16 protein-coding genes, 1 pseudogene and 1 riboswitch are annotated in these 18,699 nt (G+C 71.5%); of the genes and pseudogenes, 9 read left to right on the top strand and 8 right to left on the bottom strand.

Annotated features, from left to right (window positions below; all coding sequences use genetic code 11):
* Positions 1 to 164 precede the first annotated feature (164 nt).
* Positions 165 to 800 (top strand): NADAR family protein, encoded by a 636-nt coding sequence (locus ACFWVE_RS05515; protein WP_384008475.1) that lies wholly within the window; start codon positions 165 to 167, stop codon positions 798 to 800.
* A 144-nt stretch (positions 801 to 944) separates the two neighbouring features.
* Here the strand turns inward: ACFWVE_RS05515 and ACFWVE_RS05510 are convergent, their stop codons facing one another.
* Positions 945 to 1,895, bottom strand: a complete 951-nt coding sequence (locus ACFWVE_RS05510; RefSeq protein WP_384008527.1) for a hypothetical protein — start codon at positions 1,893 to 1,895, stop codon at positions 945 to 947.
* A 98-nt stretch (positions 1,896 to 1,993) separates the two neighbouring features.
* Here ACFWVE_RS05510 and ACFWVE_RS05505 point away from each other — a divergent pair.
* Positions 1,994 to 3,132: pseudogene (locus ACFWVE_RS05505) on the top strand (adenosine deaminase).
* Between the two features lie 59 nt (positions 3,133 to 3,191).
* Positions 3,192 to 3,881 carry a glycerophosphodiester phosphodiesterase gene (locus ACFWVE_RS05500; RefSeq protein WP_384008473.1) on the top strand — a complete coding sequence of 230 codons (690 nt, stop codon included), beginning with the start codon at positions 3,192 to 3,194 and terminating at the stop codon, positions 3,879 to 3,881.
* A gap of 24 nt (positions 3,882 to 3,905) precedes the next feature.
* Here the strand turns inward: ACFWVE_RS05500 and ACFWVE_RS05495 are convergent, their stop codons facing one another.
* Both ACFWVE_RS05495 and ACFWVE_RS05490 read right to left on the bottom strand, forming a co-directional pair.
* Positions 3,906 to 4,433 (bottom strand): hypothetical protein, encoded by a 528-nt coding sequence (locus ACFWVE_RS05495; protein ID WP_384008471.1) that lies wholly within the window; start codon positions 4,431 to 4,433, stop codon positions 3,906 to 3,908.
* Positions 4,434 to 4,602: 169 nt separating this feature from the next.
* Positions 4,603 to 6,042, bottom strand: coding sequence for a gamma-aminobutyraldehyde dehydrogenase (locus ACFWVE_RS05490; protein ID WP_384008469.1), 1,440 nt, complete (start codon positions 6,040 to 6,042; stop codon positions 4,603 to 4,605).
* Between the two features lie 181 nt (positions 6,043 to 6,223).
* Between ACFWVE_RS05490 and ACFWVE_RS05485 the strand changes: the two genes are divergently transcribed.
* From ACFWVE_RS05485 to ACFWVE_RS05460, 6 genes are all read left to right on the top strand, one after another.
* Positions 6,224 to 6,742 carry an Lrp/AsnC family transcriptional regulator gene (locus ACFWVE_RS05485; protein ID WP_384008467.1) on the top strand — a complete coding sequence of 173 codons (519 nt, stop codon included), beginning with the start codon at positions 6,224 to 6,226 and terminating at the stop codon, positions 6,740 to 6,742.
* Positions 6,743 to 6,744: 2 nt separating this feature from the next.
* Positions 6,745 to 8,118, top strand: coding sequence for an aspartate aminotransferase family protein (locus ACFWVE_RS05480; protein ID WP_384008465.1), 1,374 nt, complete (start codon positions 6,745 to 6,747; stop codon positions 8,116 to 8,118).
* 238 nt (positions 8,119 to 8,356) lie between these two features.
* On the top strand, positions 8,357 to 9,106 hold the full coding sequence (locus ACFWVE_RS05475) for an ABC transporter ATP-binding protein (RefSeq protein ID WP_384008463.1): 750 nt from the start codon (positions 8,357 to 8,359) through the stop codon (positions 9,104 to 9,106).
* Positions 9,088 to 10,506: a hypothetical protein gene (locus tag ACFWVE_RS05470; RefSeq protein WP_384008461.1), complete on the top strand. Its 1,419-nt coding sequence runs from the start codon at positions 9,088 to 9,090 to the stop codon at positions 10,504 to 10,506. Before ACFWVE_RS05475 ends, ACFWVE_RS05470 begins: the two co-directional genes overlap by 19 nt.
* A 146-nt stretch (positions 10,507 to 10,652) precedes the next feature.
* Positions 10,653 to 11,060 (top strand): VOC family protein, encoded by a 408-nt coding sequence (locus ACFWVE_RS05465; RefSeq protein ID WP_384008459.1) that lies wholly within the window; start codon positions 10,653 to 10,655, stop codon positions 11,058 to 11,060.
* Positions 11,061 to 11,278: 218 nt separating this feature from the next.
* Positions 11,279 to 12,007, top strand: coding sequence for an LAETG motif-containing sortase-dependent surface protein (locus tag ACFWVE_RS05460; protein WP_384008457.1), 729 nt, complete (start codon positions 11,279 to 11,281; stop codon positions 12,005 to 12,007).
* An 86-nt stretch (positions 12,008 to 12,093) separates the two neighbouring features.
* On the opposite strand, the gene ACFWVE_RS05455 is transcribed toward ACFWVE_RS05460, so the two are convergent.
* From ACFWVE_RS05455 to ACFWVE_RS05435, 5 genes are all read right to left on the bottom strand, one after another.
* The gene (locus ACFWVE_RS05455) at positions 12,094 to 13,179 is read right to left on the bottom strand and encodes an ABC transporter ATP-binding protein (protein ID WP_384008455.1); all 1,086 of its coding nucleotides are present in this window, start codon (positions 13,177 to 13,179) and stop codon (positions 12,094 to 12,096) included.
* On the bottom strand, positions 13,180 to 14,781 hold the full coding sequence (locus ACFWVE_RS05450; protein WP_384008523.1) for an ABC transporter permease: 1,602 nt from the start codon (positions 14,779 to 14,781) through the stop codon (positions 13,180 to 13,182).
* A 77-nt stretch (positions 14,782 to 14,858) separates the two neighbouring features.
* Complete coding sequence (locus ACFWVE_RS05445; RefSeq protein ID WP_384008453.1) at positions 14,859 to 15,962, bottom strand: thiamine ABC transporter substrate binding subunit; 1,104 nt, start codon at positions 15,960 to 15,962, stop codon at positions 14,859 to 14,861.
* An 82-nt stretch (positions 15,963 to 16,044) separates the two neighbouring features.
* Positions 16,045 to 16,150: riboswitch (TPP riboswitch) on the bottom strand.
* Between the two features lie 48 nt (positions 16,151 to 16,198).
* Positions 16,199 to 17,329, bottom strand: a complete 1,131-nt coding sequence (rlmN, locus tag ACFWVE_RS05440; RefSeq protein ID WP_384008451.1) for a 23S rRNA (adenine(2503)-C(2))-methyltransferase RlmN — start codon at positions 17,327 to 17,329, stop codon at positions 16,199 to 16,201.
* Between the two features lie 280 nt (positions 17,330 to 17,609).
* Positions 17,610 to 18,617, bottom strand: coding sequence for a phosphatidate cytidylyltransferase (locus tag ACFWVE_RS05435; RefSeq protein ID WP_384008449.1), 1,008 nt, complete (start codon positions 18,615 to 18,617; stop codon positions 17,610 to 17,612).
* Positions 18,618 to 18,699: the final 82 nt, after the last annotated feature.

Genomic DNA, 18,699 nt, shown 5'->3' with positions numbered 1-18,699 from the left:
CGTGGCGCCGGCTCGATTTGAGTGCCGATCCTGACAGAGCCATACGACACCAACAAGTGATTCCGTTGTTTCCATTTGGTTACGCAACGAAATCTGTCGACGGACCCCTGGCTGTCGCGGAAAAGGCAGGCCGATTGCCGGTGCCGACTGCGAAACTCACGCGCATGGGGAGAAACACGGAAACGAAGACGGGGACGGCGGGAGCCGGAGCCGAGCCCGGGGCTGCGGCGGGAGCGGGGGCGATCGATTCCCGCGAGGCCCTGATCGAGGCACTGGCGGTCGGGGAGCGGATCGAGTACCTGCACTTCTGGGGGCACCGGCCGCTGCCCGACGGCCGGATCGGGGCGGGTTGCCTGAGCCAGTGGTGGCCGTCGCCGTTCACGGTGGACGGCGTGACCTACGCGACCGCCGAGCACTGGATGATGGCGGCCAAGGCCCGGATATTCGCCGACCCGGAGGCGGAACGGAAGATCCTGACCGCACAGCACCCCGCCGACGCGAAGAAGGAGGGCCGGCTCGTCCGGGGCTTCGACGAGGCGACCTGGCGGCGCGAGCGGTTCCGTGTCGTCGTCGAGGGCAGCACGCACAAGTTCGCGGCCCACGCGGACCTGCGCGCCTTCCTGCTGGACACGGGCGACCGCGTCCTGGTCGAGGCGAGCCCCAGGGACCGCGTCTGGGGCATCGGTCTCCCGGCCGGCGACGAGAGGGCGTCGGACCCCGCCCGGTGGCGCGGCCCGAACCTCCTGGGCTTCGCCCTGATGCGGGCCCGCGCACATCTCCGGGAGAGCGGGGCCGGGTGACCCGTGGTGCGGCACGCGGCGTTCGCCCTGGTGCGGCCGGTGCCGTCCGGGCGGCCCGGCGGACACCACACCGTCCGGACCAGTATGTGGACGGCGCGTCACAGCACCGTGGGGCAAGGTCCTCCGACGCGGTGCCGGAAGCGCTCAGAGCAGGGCGACGAGGACACCGAAGCCGCCGCCCAGCACGATGCCGGCCCCGCCGCAGATGAGGCCGGCCAGGGCGTGGCCCGGGTTCGTGGCCTCGCCCCGGGCCGCCTTGCCCCGGCCGAGGGCGCTGAAGATCACGGCGAGGACGCCGAGCCCGATGGCCAGCGGCCAGAGGCAGAAGACGCAGGCCGAGATGATCCCGAGCACGAGTCCGGTGACACCCATGCCGTTGGCCGGCTGCGGTGGCATGCCGGTCCAGCCGTAGTAGCCCTGGTCGGGCATGCCGCCGTGGACGGGAGCACCGGCGTGGTCGGGCGGCTGTGCGGCCGGGTGGGCGTACCCGCCCTGGTACCCGTTCCCGCCCGGGTAGCCGTACGGCACCTGGCCGGGACCGCCGGGGGCGATGGGCGGCGGCGGGACCGGCTCGGTGGCCGGGGGCGCGAAGGGGTTGGAGGCCGCCGCCCCGGGGCCGGCGGGCGCGGGCGGTGCGGGAGCGGACGGGGTGGAAGGACCGGCGGGGCCCGCCCAGGGCTGGGCGGGCGGCGTGGCCGAAGGTGCGGTCGGGGCACCCGCCGCGGGGAAGGACGTGACCGTCCGCTGGTCGTGCACGGAGGGCGTCGAGGGAGCGGACGGGGTGCCGGAGGCCGGGGGTGCGCCGGTCGCGCCGGGTGTTCCCGGGGCGGGAGCCGGCGGGTCGAACTCCGGGAGGGCGAACGGGTCGGTGACTCCGGCGGAGCCCGACGGTCCGGACGCGCCGTGGCTGCCGAGGTCCACCTGGGTCAGCTCGGGCGGCGCCACCTCCCGCGGTGGGCTCTGGGGCGGCTGGGCCTGCGCGGCCCCGCTGTCGGCCGGCGCCGCCCAGACGTCGTCATGAGCATGCGGGTCCCGGGGCGGAGTGCCGCCCGCCGGGTTCCCCCGCGCTTCCGGCGCCTGCGCGTCGTCGGACATGCGCTGGACCCCCTCCGTCGAACGTCCCGTCATGGTACGGCCCGGCACCGCCTCGTGCGCGCCCGGCCTACGATGACCCCCGATCCACCGATCAGCCGATCACCCGCGTCCCGCCACAGCCGCACCCCGGCCGGGGACGCCGTTTTTGGGAGGGACCATGACCGAACGTCTCGCCGCGTCCGCCGAGGCGGCGGGCAGCGGCCCGCACGACTTCATCGCCGGACTGCCCAAGGCCGAACTGCACGTGCACCACATCGGTTCCGCCTCCCCCCGCATCGTCTCGGAGCTGGCCGCGCGCCACCCCGACTCCCGGGTCCCCGTCGACCCCGAGGCGCTCGCCGGTTACTTCACCTTCACGGACTTCGCCCACTTCATCGACGTGTACCTGTCCGTCGTCGACCTGATCCGCACGCCGGAGGACGTCCGGCTGCTCACCTACGAGGTGGCGCGTGAGCTGGCCCGGCAGCAGGTGCGGTACGCCGAGCTGACGATCACCCCGTTCTCGTCGACCCGTCGCGGGATCGACGAGCGGGCGTTCATGGAGGCGATAGAGGACGCCCGCAAGGCGGCCGAGTCGGAGTTCGGGACCGTGCTGCGCTGGTGCTTCGACATCCCCGGCGAGGCCGGCCTGGAGTCCGCCGAGGAGACCACGCGGCTCGCCACCGACGACCGGCTGCGCCCGGAGGGCCTGGTCTCCTTCGGGCTGGGCGGACCCGAGATCGGGGTGCCCCGGCCGCAGTTCAAGCCGTACTTCGACCGGGCCATCGCCGCGGGCCTGCGCTCGGTGCCGCACGCCGGTGAGACCACCGGCCCCGGGACGGTGTGGGACGCCCTGGTCGACCTGCGCGCGGAGCGGATCGGGCACGGCACCAGCGCCGCACAGGACCCCGAACTGCTCGCGCATCTCGCCGAGCGGCGCATCGCGCTGGAGGTGTGCCCCACCTCCAACATCGCCACCCGCGCGGTCACCAGCCTCGACGAGCACCCGATCAAGGAGTTCGTCCGCGCCGGTGTGCTGGTCACCGTCAACTCCGACGACCCGCCGATGTTCGGCACCGACCTGAACACCGAGTACGCGATCGCCGCACGGCTGCTGGGCCTCGACGAACGGGGTCTGGCGGCACTGGCGAAGAACGCGGTGGAGGCCTCGTTCCTGGACGAGCCGGGCAAGGCACGGCTGGCCGCCGAGATCGACGCGTACACCACGTCCTGGCTCTCCTCCCGACCGCTGCGGTGAAACCGTCCTCCACCACCGTGAACCAGCCGTCCCGTGAGCCGAACCCGCGAAGGACCGCCATGCACCACGTGACCGCCGTGGCCCACCGCGGCGACCCGTACCACGTCCGCGAGAACACGCTCGCCTCGCTGTGTTCCGCGCTCCACAAGGGCGCGGACGCGGTCGAGTTCGACGTACGCCTCACCCGGGACGGCGTACCGGTCCTGCTGCACGACGAGACGCTGAAGCGGCTCTGGGAGCACGACCGCCCGCTGCGGTCACTGTCCTGGGAGGAGGTGCGCGGCCTGACCGACGGCGGTGTGCCCACGCTGCCGGACGCGCTGTCGGCGACCGAGGGCGCCAGGGTCATGCTGGACCTGCCGGGCGATCCGGGCCCCCGGGCGGTGCGCCGGATCGTGGACGCCGTACGGGAGCACGGCGCCCGGGACCGCGTCTACTACTGCGCGGGCGCCGCCACGATGCTCGCCGTGCGCGCGGCGGACCCGTCCGCCGAGATCGCCCTCACCGTCTCCTCGTCGGCCCCGCCGCGCGCCGGTGTCCTGGAGGCGGTCCGGCCGCGCTGGCTGAACTACCGCTTCGGCCTGGTCGACCGGGCCCTCGCCGACCGGGTCCACGCGGACGGCTGTCTGCTCTCCGTGTGGACCCCGGACACCCGCCGCTCCATGCGCCGCCTGCTGGCGCTGGGCGTCGACTCGATCACCACCAACCGCATCGACGTCCTGTGCGCCCTGCGCACCACCGCCCGGTAGGGCCGGAGGGGCCCGCCCGGCGGATCACGCCGGCACCGCGGCGGTCGGTACGGCGTACGGCGTGAGCGCCTCCAGCCGCTTGGCCTTCTTGCGCACGGCGTACAGCGGGATCACGCCGAACACCCCGAACGCCATGTCGATGACGCTCCACCAGAACGGGATGCCGCGGACCGGGCCGCAGACGAGGGCGAGCGGGACGACGCCGGCGCAGGCGATCATGCCGAACTCGATGACCCAGATGCTGCGGACCGGGTCGCGGTAGGGGCCGTAGAAGGCGACGGCGACGACCAGGTGGGCGAAGGCCAGCCAGTCGGTGCCGTAGAGGAGGAACGGATACTCGGCGTCGGCGGCGTCGAGCCCGTCCCGGACCTGTTCGATCCACTCCATGAGAGCGGGAAGGTGCTCCGGTGTCCCCAGGGAGCGGAGCACCTCCTCGGCCCAGCGCGGTTCGTGCACCAGGGGGAAGGCCGTGGCGCCGCTGAGCACCAGGCAGACGACGAAGAGGACCAACCAGGCGCGAGCGCCCTTGAGCAGGGCGGCTCTGTCGCTCATGACGGCAGGGTACGCCCGGAGTTGAACGTGTTCAAAAGTAGGCCGCGCCCCCGAAGGGGCGCGGGAAACTGCGCGACCGACCGCAGACGGCCCGCGGACTGCGGACTGCGGACTGCGGACGACCCGGACCCGGACGGCGCCCAGGACGTCCGCCTCCTCGGCGGAGCGCTTACGCGTCGAGCGACGTCATCACGTGCTTGATGCGCGTGTAGTCGTCGAAGCCGTACGCGGACAGGTCCTTGCCGTAGCCGGACTTCTTGAAGCCGCCGTGCGGCATCTCCGCGACCAGCGGGATGTGGGTGTTGATCCACACGCAGCCGAAGTCGAGTTTCTTGGACATGCGCATCGCGCGGGAGTGGTCCTTGGTCCACACCGAGGAGGCCAGCGCGTACTCGACGCCGTTGGCGTACGTGACGGCCTGGTCCTCGTCGGTGAAGCTCTGGACGGTGATGACCGGGCCGAAGACCTCCTTCTGGATGATCTCGTCGTCCTGATTCAGGCCCGAGACGACGGTCGGCGCGAAGAAGTAGCCCTTGTCGCCGACGCGCCGCCCGCCGGCCTCCACGCGCGCGTGCGCGGGCAGCCGGTCGACGAAGCCCTGGACCTGGGCCAGCTGACCGGCGTTGTTGAGCGGGCCGAAGAGGACGTCCTCGTCGTCGGGGGCGCCCGTCTTCGTGTCGGCGGCGGCCTTGGCCAGCGCGGTGACGAACTCGTCGTGGATCGACTCGTGGACGAGGACGCGCGTGGCCGCCGTACAGTCCTGGCCGGCGTTGAAGAAGCCCGCGACGGAGATGTCCTCCACGGCCTTGGCGATGTCGGTGTCCTCGAAGACGACGACCGGCGCCTTGCCACCCAGCTCCAGGTGGACGCGCTTGAGGTCCTTGGACGCGGACTCGGCGACCTGCATGCCGGCCCGCACCGAACCGGTGATGGACGCCATCGCCGGTGTCTCGTGCTCGACCATCATGCGGCCGGTGTCGCGGTCGCCGCAGACGACGTTGAAGACGCCCGTCGGCAGGACCGAGCCGAGGATCTCGGCGAGCAGGACGGTGGAGGCCGGGGTGGTGTCCGAGGGCTTGAGGACGACCGTGTTGCCCGCCGCGATCGCCGGGGCGAACTTCCACACGGCCATCATCATCGGGTAGTTCCAGGGGGCGACCTGGGCGCAGACGCCGACCGGCTCACGGCGCACGATGGAGGTCAGGCCCTCCATGTACTCACCGGCCGAGCGGCCCTCCAGCATCCGCGCCGCGCCCGCGAAGAAGCGGACCTGGTCGACCATCGGCGGGATCTCCTCGGTGCGGGTCAGCCCGATGGGCTTGCCCGTGTTCTCCACCTCGGCCGCGACGAGTTCCTCGGCGCGCTCCTCGATGGCGTCCGCGACCTTCAGCAGGGCCTTCTGCCGCTCGGCCGGCGTGGTGTCGCGCCAGCCGGGGAAGGCCGCGGCGGCGGCGGCCATCGCGGCGTCCACATCGGCCTGTCCGGACAGCGGCGCGGTCGCGTACGCCTCGCCGGTCACGGGGTTGACCACCTCGGTGGTCCGTCCGTCGGCGGCGTCACGGAACTCGCCGCCGATGTAGTTGCGCAGACGTCGCAGCTCGGTGCTCACTGCAGGTCCTCCCGGTGTTCCTCGTGGGTGTCGGAGGTGTCCAACCTCTGAGACACCCACCCTAGACGGACCCCTGACGCATCCAATACCCCCACCCACGTCGAGTCTGCGAAATCCGCAAAGATTAACCCTTGCGACAACGGATTTCATCGAATGTGCCTTGCGGAACGATCGAGACGTCGTGCACAGTGACCGTGTGGCCAGTCGAAGCGCAGAACCCAGGGACTCCCGCGAGTCCGGAAACGGCGGCGGTCCCCACCTGGACGCCGTCTCCCTCGCCATCATCGAGCAGCTCCAGGAGGACGGCCGCAGGCCCTACGCCGCCATCGGCAAGGCCGTCGGCCTGTCGGAGGCGGCCGTGCGCCAACGCGTCCAGAAGCTGCTCGACCAGGGCGTGATGCAGATCGTCGCCGTCACGGACCCGCTCACGGTGGGCTTCCGCCGGCAGGCGATGGTCGGCGTCAATGTCGAGGGTGACGTGGAGTCCGTGGCCGACGCGCTGAGCGCCATGGACGAGTGCGAGTACGTGGTGATGACCGCGGGTTCCTTCGACCTCATGGTCGAGATCGTCTGCGAGGACGACGACCACCTTCTGGAGGTCATCAGCCGACGCATCCGGGCCGTGCCCGGCGTGCGCTCCACCGAGAGTTTCGTCTACCTCAAGCTCAAGAAGCAGACCTATATGTGGGGAACCCGATAATCGTGAGCACCGACAGCCCCAAGGACCTCAGCCGGACCGCGTACGACCACCTGTGGATGCACTTCACCCGCATGTCCTCGTACGAGAACTCCCCCGTGCCCACCATCGTCCGCGGCGAGGGGACCCACATCTACGACGACAGGGGCAAGCGGTACCTCGACGGTCTCGCCGGGCTGTTCGTCGTCCAGGCGGGGCACGGCAGGGTCGAGCTCGCCGAGACCGCCTTCAAGCAGGCGCAGGAACTGTCGTTCTTCCCGGTGTGGTCCTACGCCCACCCCAAGGCCGTGGAACTGGCGGAGCGGCTGGCCCACGAGGCGCCGGGCGACCTGAACAAGGTCTTCTTCACGACCGGCGGCGGCGAGGCGGTGGAGACCGCCTGGAAGCTCGCCAAGCAGTACTTCAAGCTGACCGGCAAGCCGACCAAGTACAAGGTCGTCTCCCGCGCGGTGGCCTATCACGGCACCCCGCAGGGGGCCCTGTCGATCACCGGCCTGCCGGCCCTGAAGGCCCCGTTCGAACCCCTGGTGCCGGGCGCCCACAAGGTGCCGAACACCAACATCTACCGCGCCCCGATCCACGGCGACGACCCGGAGGCGTTCGGCCGCTGGGCCGCCGACCAGATCGAGCAGCAGATCCTCTTCGAGGGCCCGGACACGGTCGCCGCGGTCTTCCTGGAACCGGTGCAGAACGCGGGCGGCTGCTTCCCGCCGCCGCCCGGCTACTTCCAGCGGGTCCGCGAGATCTGCGACCAGTACGACGTGCTGCTCGTCTCCGACGAGGTCATCTGCGCCTTCGGCCGTCTGGGCACGACGTTCGCGTGCGACAAGTTCGGCTACGTCCCGGACATGATCACCTGCGCCAAGGGCATGACGTCCGGCTACTCCCCCATCGGCGCGTGCATCGTCTCCGACCGGCTCGCCGAGCCGTTCTACCGGGGTGACAACGTCTTCCTGCACGGCTACACCTTCGGCGGCCACCCCGTCTCGGCCGCGGTGGGCGTCGCCAACCTCGACCTCTTCGAGCGCGAGGGGCTCAACCGGCACGTGCTGGACCACGAGGGTGCCTTCCGCGCGACGCTGGAGAAGCTGTACGACCTGCCGATCGTCGGCGACATCCGCGGCAACGGCTTCTTCTACGGCATCGAACTGGTCAAGGACAAGCACACCAAGGAGTCCTTCGACGACGCGGAGACCGAGCGCGTCCTGTACGGCTTCCTGTCCAAGAAGCTGTACGAGAACGGCCTGTACTGCCGTGCCGACGACCGCGGCGACCCGGTCGTCCAGCTCGCCCCGCCGCTGATCTCCGACCAGGAGACCTTCGACGAGATCGAGCAGATCCTGCGCGCCACCCTGTCGGAGGCATGGACGAAGCTGTGACCCCGCACTGCGCCCTTCAGCCGTGATCTTCCGCTGTGATCTTCGGTTGGAATGATCGCATACGGCCCCGGTGCCGCCCGTTCGAGTGAGAAACGGCGGTCCGGGGCCGCGTGCTGTCCGGCGTCCCGCCGTGCGCTGCCTAGCGTGCCCAGTGACCGATCGGCTCTGCTTTCGTTCCCCCGCATGGGGGATTCACGAATCTCGCACGGCATTTCTGATCCGAACCGAGGTGTACGCCATGGTGGCCCCACCGGACAACGACGTGCTGTGGGCACGCGCCCTGCACTTCCGGCACGACGACGGCTCACCCGGGCTGAGCGGGGTCTCGCTCGGCGTCGGGGAGGGCGAGATCCTCGCCGTCGGCGGCCCGCGCGGCAGCGGCAAGACGACCCTGCTGCGATGCCTGTCCGGACTGGCCCCCGTGGCGGACGGCGAGGTCTGGTTCAACAGCGTGCCCGTGCACACCATGCGCCCGGCCGCCCGCGAGCGGCTGCGCCGGGAGCGCTTCGGCTGGATCGACCCGGCACCGGTGCTCGTCCCCGAGCTGAACGTCTGGGAGAACACCGCCCTCCCCCTGATGCTGCGCGGCACCGCCCGCCGCCGGGCCAGGGCGACGGCCCTGGAGTGGCTGGAGCGCCTCGACATCGGCGACAAGGCCCGCAAGCGGCCGGCGGAGCTGGTGCACGCGGAGCGGCAGCGGGTCTGCATCGCCCGCGCCCTCGCCCCGGCCCCCTCGGTGCTGTTCGCCGACGAGCCGACCGCCCCGCTGCACCGCGCCGACCGGCGGCACGTCCTGCGCACGCTCACCACGGCGGCCCGTTCGCACGGCATCACGGTGCTCCTCGCCACCGCCGACGCGGACACCGCCGCCCTCGCCGACCGCACGGTGTCGCTGCTCGACGGGCGCCGGGTGCGCACCGTACATCTGCCTCCGGTCTCCGGGACCGCCGAGACGGAGGGCCGGGCGGCGTGCTCGCTCTCCGTCTGACCCGGGGTGCCCGTCCGGCCGTCCAGCTGCGCCGTCTCCTGGTCACGGCGGCCTCGGCGGGTACGGGCTTTCTGCTGCTGTGCGCCCTCGGCCACGCGATCGGCCACGCGGGCACGCCGTCCGCCTCGCTGCTCCGGCTGGCCTGGTGCGCGGCCCCGCTGGCGGCCACGGTGTACTTCGCGGTCGCGGTGGCCCGCACCGACCCGGGGACCCGGCCCCGGTCCGGGCTCTCGGCGCTCGGCCTCGGCCCGGCACGGCTGATGGCGGTCTCCGCGACGACCACGGCCCTGGCCTGCACGCTGGGGTCGATGATCGCCCTGCTCGTCTTCCTCCACCTGCGCGGCGACCTCACCGGCATGCCCTTCGACGGCACCGGCACCGACTTCCTGGCCGCCGGTCGGCCGCTGCCGCTCCCGGCGGCCCTGACGCTGCTGACGCTGGTGCCGGTGAGCGCCTCGGTGGCGGTGGCGACGGCGCTGCGTCCGCGCGAGCGGGCGGCGGGCCCGTCCCGTAAGGAGCGGACGGTGTACGGCCGCTTCGGCGCATACCGTGCCACCACGGCGCGGGAGACGTTCGGCGCGTACGGACGCTTCGGCGCACACCTGGAGCCGGCGGCCCACGGCCGCAGGCCGGCCGCAGGCCGGCGGGCGGCGCCGGAGCAGGCACAGGCAGAGGCACAGGCACAGGCACAGGCACAGGCACAGGCACAGGCACAGCAGGATCGGGTGCGGGCGGATCTTCCGGGGAGGGATTCCGGACGGCCGCAGGGCGCGGAGGGCAGCCCCGCGCCGGTCGCCGCGGGGCCGTCGCCCGGCGCCGGCACGGCACCGTCCGGTCTGCCCTGGGGCATCGCGGTGCTGGCCATGGGGCTGGCCGTGGAGGCCTACGCGGGCCGCACCGGCACCGCGCCCGGCGACCGGCCCGGCGCGCCGGCCGGTCTGGTGCTGGCCGCCGTCGGCCTCGCGCTGGCCGGTCCCGGTCTCACCCACCTGTGCGGCCGGCTGCTCCAGTCGGTCCGCCCGGGTGCCCTGCGGCTGCTGGCCGGAAGGGTCCTCATGGCGGAGGCCACCAGGATCGGCCGCCCGCTGGGTGTGGTCTGCGCCGTGCTGTCGGGCGCGTACGCCATGGGCTCGCTGCACTACGCCGACGGCCCGTCGGCCGGCCCGCTCACCCTGCTCGGGGCACTGCTGGTGACCGGCTGCACCGTGGCGACGCTGCTCACGGCGGCCGTCGAGGCCAAGCAGGCGCACGCCGGTACCACGGCCGCGCTGCTGCGCCTCGGGGCTCCCCCCTCGACACCGCGCCGGGCCGCGGCCCTCAGGGCCGGCGCGCTCCTCGCCCTGTTCGGCCCGCTGACCGTGATCGTGGCCGAACTCTCGACCCTGCCCCTGGCCCTCTGAGACCGCGCACCACACGCCACCGGAATCCGAAGAGATTCTCCGCAGGGCGATGAGTTCCGTACCCGCCCCCGGTCCACCCTCTCGAACGACGCGGTACCCCCCGGAACCGGGACGGAACCGACGAACCCCACGGGAGAGGCACCACCATGACACAGCAGATGATCTTCGTGAACCTGGCCACCGACGACCTCGACGCCTCGAAGAAGTTCTTCACGGCGCTCGGCTACGAGATCGACGAACAGTTCAGCGACGAGAGCACCGCCTCCGTCGTGATCGGCGAGGCCGTCGTCGCGATGCTGCACACCAAGCAGCGCTACGCGGAGTTCACGAAGAAGGAGATCGCCGACTCCACGAAGACCAGCGAGGTGCTGCTGGCCCTGAGCTCCGAGAGCCGCGAGAAGGTCGACGAGCTGGTCGAGAGGGCCCTCGCGGCGGGCGGGTCGGTCAGCCTCGAGACCCAGGACGAGGGCTTCATGTACGGCCGCGCCTTCGACGACCTGGACGGCCACACCTGGGAGGTCGTGTGGATGGATCCGTCCGCACTGAAGGGCTGAGGGGAGACCTGCGGCCGGGGGCGGGGGCCCACCGAGGAGACTCCCAAGGCGTTGAAACGCCTTGGGAGTTAACGAATGAGTAAAACGATGGCCTGCTATCGGCATATGCGTTGACACTACTTATGCGGCGCTTATAGACCTGGGAGCCTCATGGGAGCGCTGATGCTCCATCAGTGCCCCCTCAACCCCCCGCATTTGCGTATCCCGTAAGGACAAACGTGACAGTTCTGTCCGTATCACGCCGTACGGCCTCGCGCCGTAACGTCGCGCGCACCGTACGTACCCTCGGTGTCGTCTCCGCGTCGGCCGCACTCACCATCGGCCTCGCCGGCAGCGCGGCCGCGTGCAACATCAACGAGTTCTCGGCCGAGGCGAAGTGCGTCGGTGACAAGGGTGTCATCACCGTCACCGACGTCGACCCGGCGGGTGTTCCCGCGACCGTCACCGTGTTCCTGGAGAACAACGGTGCCGACGAGAAGAAGATCGGCGAGCAGGTCGTCAAGGGTTCCCGCGAGGGTGTGACCATCACCTTCGAGGAGGACTGGCAGCCCAACGCCGAGTACCGCATCCACGTCAAGGCCGAGCCCTACGTGGACGAGGACATCAAGCCGAACCTGACCACCCCGGCCACGGCCTGCAAGGAAGAGGAGGAGCCCCCGGCTCCGTCGGAGCCCGCTCCGACGCCGTCGGACTCCGCCTCGACCCCGCCCGGGGACGAGGACGAGCCCGGTACGCCGGCTCCGTCGGAGTCGGAGCCCGGGACCACCGCCCCGGCGGAGACCTCGGACAACGCTCCGTCGCCCGCCGTCGGTGAGTCGAACCTCGCCGAGACCGGCGCCGACTCCAACACCGGCCTGATCGCCGGTATCGCGGCGGCCCTGGTCGCCGTCGGTGGCGGTGCGGTCTTCTTCGGCATGCGCCGTCGCGGGGCGAACAGCGACAGCTGACGCCTCGAGGACATGACGTGATGGCCCGTCCCGGTGGGGGCGGGCCATCGCTGTGCGCGGGCCCTCGTCCCTCCCGGCGGTTCACCTCACCAGGGCAAGCTGTTCCGGCGACCGTTTCGGGGTGTCATGCCGCTCACCCCTGGCAGGGCCTCTTGTCCGAGCACGACGATTTCGTCCGTGTCGAACTCCACCCCGGTCTCGTCCCCGACCTCCGGTGCCGCCCGCAGCGCACAGGCAGCCTCGAGAACGGGCGCGTCCTCGGGCTGGAGGCGGACGGCGACATGGGTGCCGCGGAAGGTACGCGCGGCCACGGTGCAGCGCAGGCCCGCCCCGACCGGGACCAGACGGACGCCGGCGGGCCGGACCAGCAGGGTGCGGGTGCCCTGCGGGGCGTTCGCCGGCACCGGGATCCTGCCCCAGGGCGTCACCGCGACGTCCGCGGCGATCGTCGCCTCGGCCACGTTCTCGAAGCCGAGGAAGCGGGCCACGAACGCGTCGGCCGGGCGCTGCCACACCTCGAGCGGTGTACCGGACTGGGCGATCCGCCCGTCCCGCATCACCACGACCCGGTCGGCCAGGGCGAACGCCTCGCCCTGGTCGTGCGTCACGGCGAGCACGGTGGTGCCCAGCCGCCCGAACAGCTCCCGGAGTTCGACGACGAGCCGTTCCCTCAGCGATCGGTCGAGCTGACCGAGCGGCTCGTCGAGCATCAGCAGCCGCGGGCTGGGCGCCAGCGCGCGGGCGAGCGCCACACGTTGCTGCTCGCCGCCGGACAGGGCCGCCACCGCCCGCCGGGCCGCCCCGGGCAGCCCGACGAGGTCCAGCAGCTCCCTTACCCGACGGGTCTGTTCGGCGCGAGACGCGCCGCGCATCCGCAGCCCGAAGGCCACGTTGCCGCCCACGTCCCGCTGCGGGAACAGCTGGTGGTCCTGGAACATCAGCCCGACCCCGCGCCGGTGTGCGGGCACGCCCGCCTGGTCGCGCCCGGCGAGCGAGATCCGCCCCGCGTCGAGGGGCTGCAGCCCGGCCACCGCCCGCAGCAGCGTGGACTTGCCGCTGCCGCTCGGCCCGAGCACGCAGACGATCTCGTGTTCGGCGACCTGGAGATCCACGGTGGCAAGCACCGCCCGCCCGCCGAAGCGGACGGTGGCACCCTCGAGGCTCAGCAGCATCTAGAACTCCCCGGACCGGTCGGTCCGCAGCCGCTCGAGGAGCAGCAGCGCCACCGCGCACACGATCATCAGAATCGTCGACAGGGCCATCGCCTGTCCGTAGTTGAGCTCCCCCGGCCGGCCCAGCAGCCGTGCCACGGCCACCGGCAGCGTCGGGTTGTCCGGGCGCGCGATGAACACCGTCGCCCCGAACTCCCCCAGCGACACGGCGAAGGCGAACCCCGCCGCGACGAGCACGGCCCGCCGTACCATCGGCAGGTCCACCTCCCGCCACACCCGCCACGGCGACGCCCCGAGCACCGCCGCCGCCTCCCGCAGCCGCATGTCGACGGCCCGCAGCACGGGCAGCATGGTCCGCACGACGAAGGGGACACCGACCAGTGCCTGCGCGAGGGGCACCAGGAGCCAGGAGGAGCGCAGGTCCAGCGGCGGCTCGTCGAGGGCGATCAGGAACCCGAAGCCCACGGTCACCGCGGACACTCCCAGCGGCAGCATCAGCAGGGCGTCGAAGCCCCGCACCAGCCGTCCCGCGTCGCGCCGGGTGAGCGCGACGGACGCCAGGGTCCCGATCACCACGGCGATGGCGGTGGCTGCGACCGCGTAGCGCAGGGAGTTGCCGACCGCCTCGATCGGCGCGACCAGGAACACGCCCCCGTCGTCGTGGGTCAGTGCCCGGTAGTGGCCGAGGCCGACGTCGCCGAAGGACCGTTCCACCAGTACCGCGAGCGGCAGGAGCAGCAGCACGGCGACGGTGGCGACGACCCCGGCGAGCAGCGCCCACTGCCCGGTGCCGCTCGGCCGGCGCGCGGTCCGGGAGGCGTCCACCAGCCGCAGCGCGGTCTCCCGCCGCCGTACGGTCCAGGCGTGCAGGGCGAGGATCGCGCCCACCGCGACGAACTGGATCATCGTCAGGACGGCGGCGGTGGACAGGTCGAAGATCTCCGACGTCTGCCGGTAGATCTCCACTTCGAGGGTGGCGAAGGTGGGTCCGCCGAGGATCTGCACCACACCGAACGAGGTGAAGGTGAACAGGAAGACCATCAGCGCGGCGGCTGCCACGGCGGGGGCCAGCGCGGGCAGTGTGACGGTCCGCCAGGCCGTGAGCCGGGAGGCGCCGAGCATCCGCGCGGCCTCCTCCTGCCGCGGGTCGAGCTGTCCCCACAGCCCGCCGACGGTCCGTACGACGACGGCGTAGTTGAAGAAGACGTGCGCGAGCAGGATCGCCCACACGGTGGTGTCCAGCCGCAGACCCCACAGCTCGTCGAGAAGCCCGCCGCGCCCCACGAGCGCCATGAACGCCGTACCGACGACGACCGTCGGCAGCACGAACGGGACGGTGACCACGGCCCGCAGCAGCTGCTTGCCGGGGAAGTCGAAGCGGGCGAAGACATACGCGCCGGGCAGGGCGATCAGGAGGGTGAGGGCGGTGGAGACCAGCGCCTGCCAGGTGGTGAACCACAGCACCTGCCGGACGTCGGACTGCGCCAGCACCTCCCCGATCCGCCCGAGCTGCCAGACCCCGTCGGCCCTCAGGCCGCGTGCGACGATCGCGGCGACGGGGTGGGCGAAGAAGACGGCGAAGAACGCGACGGGCAAGACCATCAGGGCGAGCCGGGCCGCGGCCCCGCGCCGCCGCGCCGCGGCCCGGCTCACTTCGGGACGGCTCACTTCAGGACGGCTCACTTCAGGACGAGCGAGGTCCACGACTTGATCCACTGGTCACGGTGGTCGGCGATCTTCGCCGGGTCCATGGTCTCGGGGTTCTCGGCCTGCGGTCCGAACTCCACGAACTCCTCGGGCACCTGGGCGGCCTCCCGCACCGGGTAGACGAACATGTTGAGCGGCATGTCGTCCTGGAACGGCTTGCTGATCAGGAAGTCGAGCAGCGCCTTGCCGCCCTCGGGGTTCTGCGCGTTGCTCAGCAGCCCCGCGTACTCCACCTGGCGGAAGCAGGTGCCGTCGGCGACACCGGTGGGCGCGGTCCTCGGCTTCGGGTCGGCGTAGATCACCTCGGCGGGCGGCGAGGAGGCGTAGGACACCACCAGCGGCCGGTCGCCCCCCGCCTGCTTGCCGCCGGCCGAGCCGGAGAACTCCTCGTTGTAGGCCTGCTCCCAGCCGTCGACCACCTTCACGCCATTGGCCTTGAGCTTCTTCCAGTAGTCCTGCCAGTTCTCGTCGCCGTACTTGGCGGCGGTGCCGAGGACGAAGCCGAGGCCGGGCGAGGAGGTGGAGGCGTTCGACGTGACGAGCAGGTCCTTGTACGCGGGCTCGGCCAGGTCGTCGAAGGTCCGCGGCGGGGCCAGGTCGCGCTCCTCGAACCATGCCTTGTCGTAGTTGACGCAGACGTCACCGGTGTCGACGGGGGTGACCCGGTGCTTGTCCTCGTCGGCGCGGTACTCGGGAAGGACGAGGTCGGAGCCCTTCGCCTCGTACGGCTGGAACAGCCCGTTGTCGAGGGCGCGGGACAGCAGGGTGTTGTCGACGCCGAAGAAGACGTCGCCCTGGGGGTTGTCCTTGGTCAGGATCGCCTTGTTGACGGCCTGCCCGGCGTCGCCGTCCTCCAGGACCTTCAGCCGGTAGCCGGTCTGCTTCTCGAAGGCCGCGACGACGTCCTCGGACGCGGCCCACGAGTTGTGGCTGACGAGCGTGACGGTCTTCGAACCGCCGCCGCTTCGGCCGTCGCCGCCGGAGCCGTCCGACCCGTCGGACGAGGAACCACAGGCGGACAGTGTGACCAGACCCAGCCCTACGGCCAGGCTCGTGACCTTCTTGGTGATGTTCACCGGTATTTCCTCCTGGGGGTGACCAGGAAGAGACGCGGCCCTGCCCGGGACCCCTGCGGGTGTCCCGGGCAGGGCGCAACAGCTCGAGTGATGACCGATCTCCCTACCCAGAATGACCTGGGCGAGGTTCGGAGGGTCTGCGGCCGATGCCGCACTCTCAGCGCTGTGGCGCTCCCCTGTCGGAATATGAACGTGTGATGGCCCGGTATGCAGTTGTTGTTCCTGTGCCGGTCAGGTTACCGCTCGCTCGCGGCGAGCTGACCGCAGGCCCCGTCGATCTCCTGTCCACGGGTGTCCCGGATCGTCACCGGCACACCGTGCGAGGCGATCGCGTCCACGAACGCCTTCTCGTCCTCGGGCCGCGAGGCGGTCCACTTGGAGCCGGGCGTCGGGTTGAGCGGGATGAGGTTGACGTGCACGGGCTTGCCCTTCAGCAGCCGCCCGAGCCGGTCACCGCGCCACGCCTGGTCGTTGATGTCCCGGATCAGCGCGTACTCGATGGACAGCCGCCGCCCGGACCTGGCCGCGTACTCGAACCCGGAGTCCAGGACCTCGCGCACCTTCCACCGCGTGTTCACGGGGACGAGGGTGTCGCGCAGTTCGTCGTCGGGCGCGTGCAGGGAGATGGCGAGGCGGCACTTGAAGCCCTCGTCGGAGAACCGGTTGATCGCCGGCACGAGCCCGACCGTCGACACGGTGATCCCGCGCTGGGACAGCCCGAGACCGTCCGGCTCGGGGTCGGTCAGGCGGCGGATGGCGCCGACGACCCGGTTGTAGTTGGCGAGCGGCTCGCCCATCCCCATGAAGACGATGTTGCTCAGCCGCGCCGGCCCACCGGGGACCTCCCCGTCCCGCAGCGACCGCATCCCGTCCACGATCTGGTGCACGATCTCCGCGGTGGACAGGTTCCGGTCGAGACCGGCCTGCCCGGTCGCGCAGAACGGGCAGTTCATGCCGCAGCCCGCCTGCGAGCTGATGCACATCGTCACCCTGTCCGGGTAGCGCATGAGCACCGACTCGACGAGCGTCCCGTCGAACAGCTTCCACAGCGTCTTGCGGGTGGTGCCCTGGTCGGTGGACAGATGCCGGACCACCGACATCAGCTCCGGAAGCAGCACCTCCTGCAGCTTGGACCGGGAACCGGCGGGAATGTCGGTCCACTGCTCCGGGTCGTGCGCGTACCGCGCGAAGTAGTGCTGCGAGAGCTGCTTCGCCCGGAACGGCTTCTCACCGGCCGCTGCGACCGCCTCCTTGCGCTCGGCGGGCGTGAGGTCGGCAAGGTGCCGCGGCGGCTTCTTCGCTCCGCGGGGGGCGACGAAGGCGAGCTCACCGGGAGCAGGACGGGCCACGGTCGGGCAACTCCTCATGACGACGGGTCCTACGGCACCCCCGTATCGGCGGGGAGGGCTCAGGTCTCCTGGCTCCGGCATGGCCGTACCGTCGGGACACCCCCGCATCGGCGGGGGAATGTGAAAAGGGCCCGCAGCCAGTGCCGCAGGCCCTTCCAGCGTACCTGATGACCGTCAACCCGAGCCGACGAAGATCACCAACAGCAACCACACCACCGGCGCCGTCGGCAGCAGCGAGTCCAGCCGGTCCATACCGTACCCACGTGCGGCTACCGCCGCGCGGCACCGTGGCCTTCCCTCACCCCGAGCCGACGAACACCACCAACAGCAACCACACCACCGGCGCCGTCGGCAGCAGCGAGTCCAGCCGGTCCATGATGCCGCCGTGCCCCGGGAGCAGTGTGCCCATGTCCTTGATGCCGAGGTCCCGCTTGATCATGGATTCACCCAGGTCGCCGAGGGTGGCGCTGACCGAGACCGCGAGGCCGAGCAGCAGCCCCTGCCACCAGGTGCCGCCTTCGATCAGGAACTGCATGCACAGTGCGCCCGCCACCATGGCGAACCCGACCGCGCCCAGCAGGCCCTCGCGGGTCTTGCCGGGGCTGATGCGCGGGGCGAGCTTGTGCGTGCCGAACCGCCAGCCGACGGCGTACGCGCCGGTGTCGGCGACGACCGTGATCACTATGAACGTCAGCACCCGCCAGGACCCGTCGTCCGCGGCCAGCATCATCGACACGAAGGTCGCCAGGAACGGCACGTAGAACGCGGCGAAGACCCCCGCCGTGACATCCCTGAGGTAGTTCTCGGGCGGCTGGGCCATCCGCCAGACCAGCACCGCCAGCGCGGTGAGCGCCACGGCCATCCAGGCGCCGTCGCTGCCCCAGACGTACCCGGAGACGATCATGGCCGCCCCGCCGGCCGCGAGCGGCACGAACGGCGCCTTGATGCCCTTGCGCTCCTCGAGCCGCTTCGTCAGCTCCCGCAGGCCCACCACTATGGCGACGGCGACAACGCCGACGAAGACGGCCTTCACGATGAACAACGAGACGACGACCAGCGCACAGAGGCCGACGCCGACACCTATCGCAGCACCCAGATCACGCCCCGCGGTCTTCTTCCGCGGTGGGGGCACCGGCTGCGGGGCGTCGGACATGGACTCCGGATTCTGCGGGTGGTACGGCATCTCCCCGAGGTGGGGGCGCGCCCGCGTCGTCTCGTCTCGGAACAGGGAGCCGCTCAGCCGAGCAGCCCCCTGATCCGCGTCCTGGTCACCGCCGTGTTCGGGTTCGTCGGGCACGATGGGCATGGGGCGAGTCTGCTGCGCGTAGTGCGCATCGTACGGGGAACCCGCCGGGCCGGCTTCCTGGACGGGCCCCTGGTCGGGCGGC

Origin of the sequence: Streptomyces sp. NPDC058632 (genome assembly GCF_042717095.1) — a bacterium.
In the GTDB taxonomy this organism is placed as follows: Bacteria; Actinomycetota; Actinomycetes; order Streptomycetales; family Streptomycetaceae; genus Streptomyces.
The sequence above is the reverse complement of the archived record's forward strand: the minus strand, read 5'-3'. Positions and strand labels throughout refer to the sequence as shown.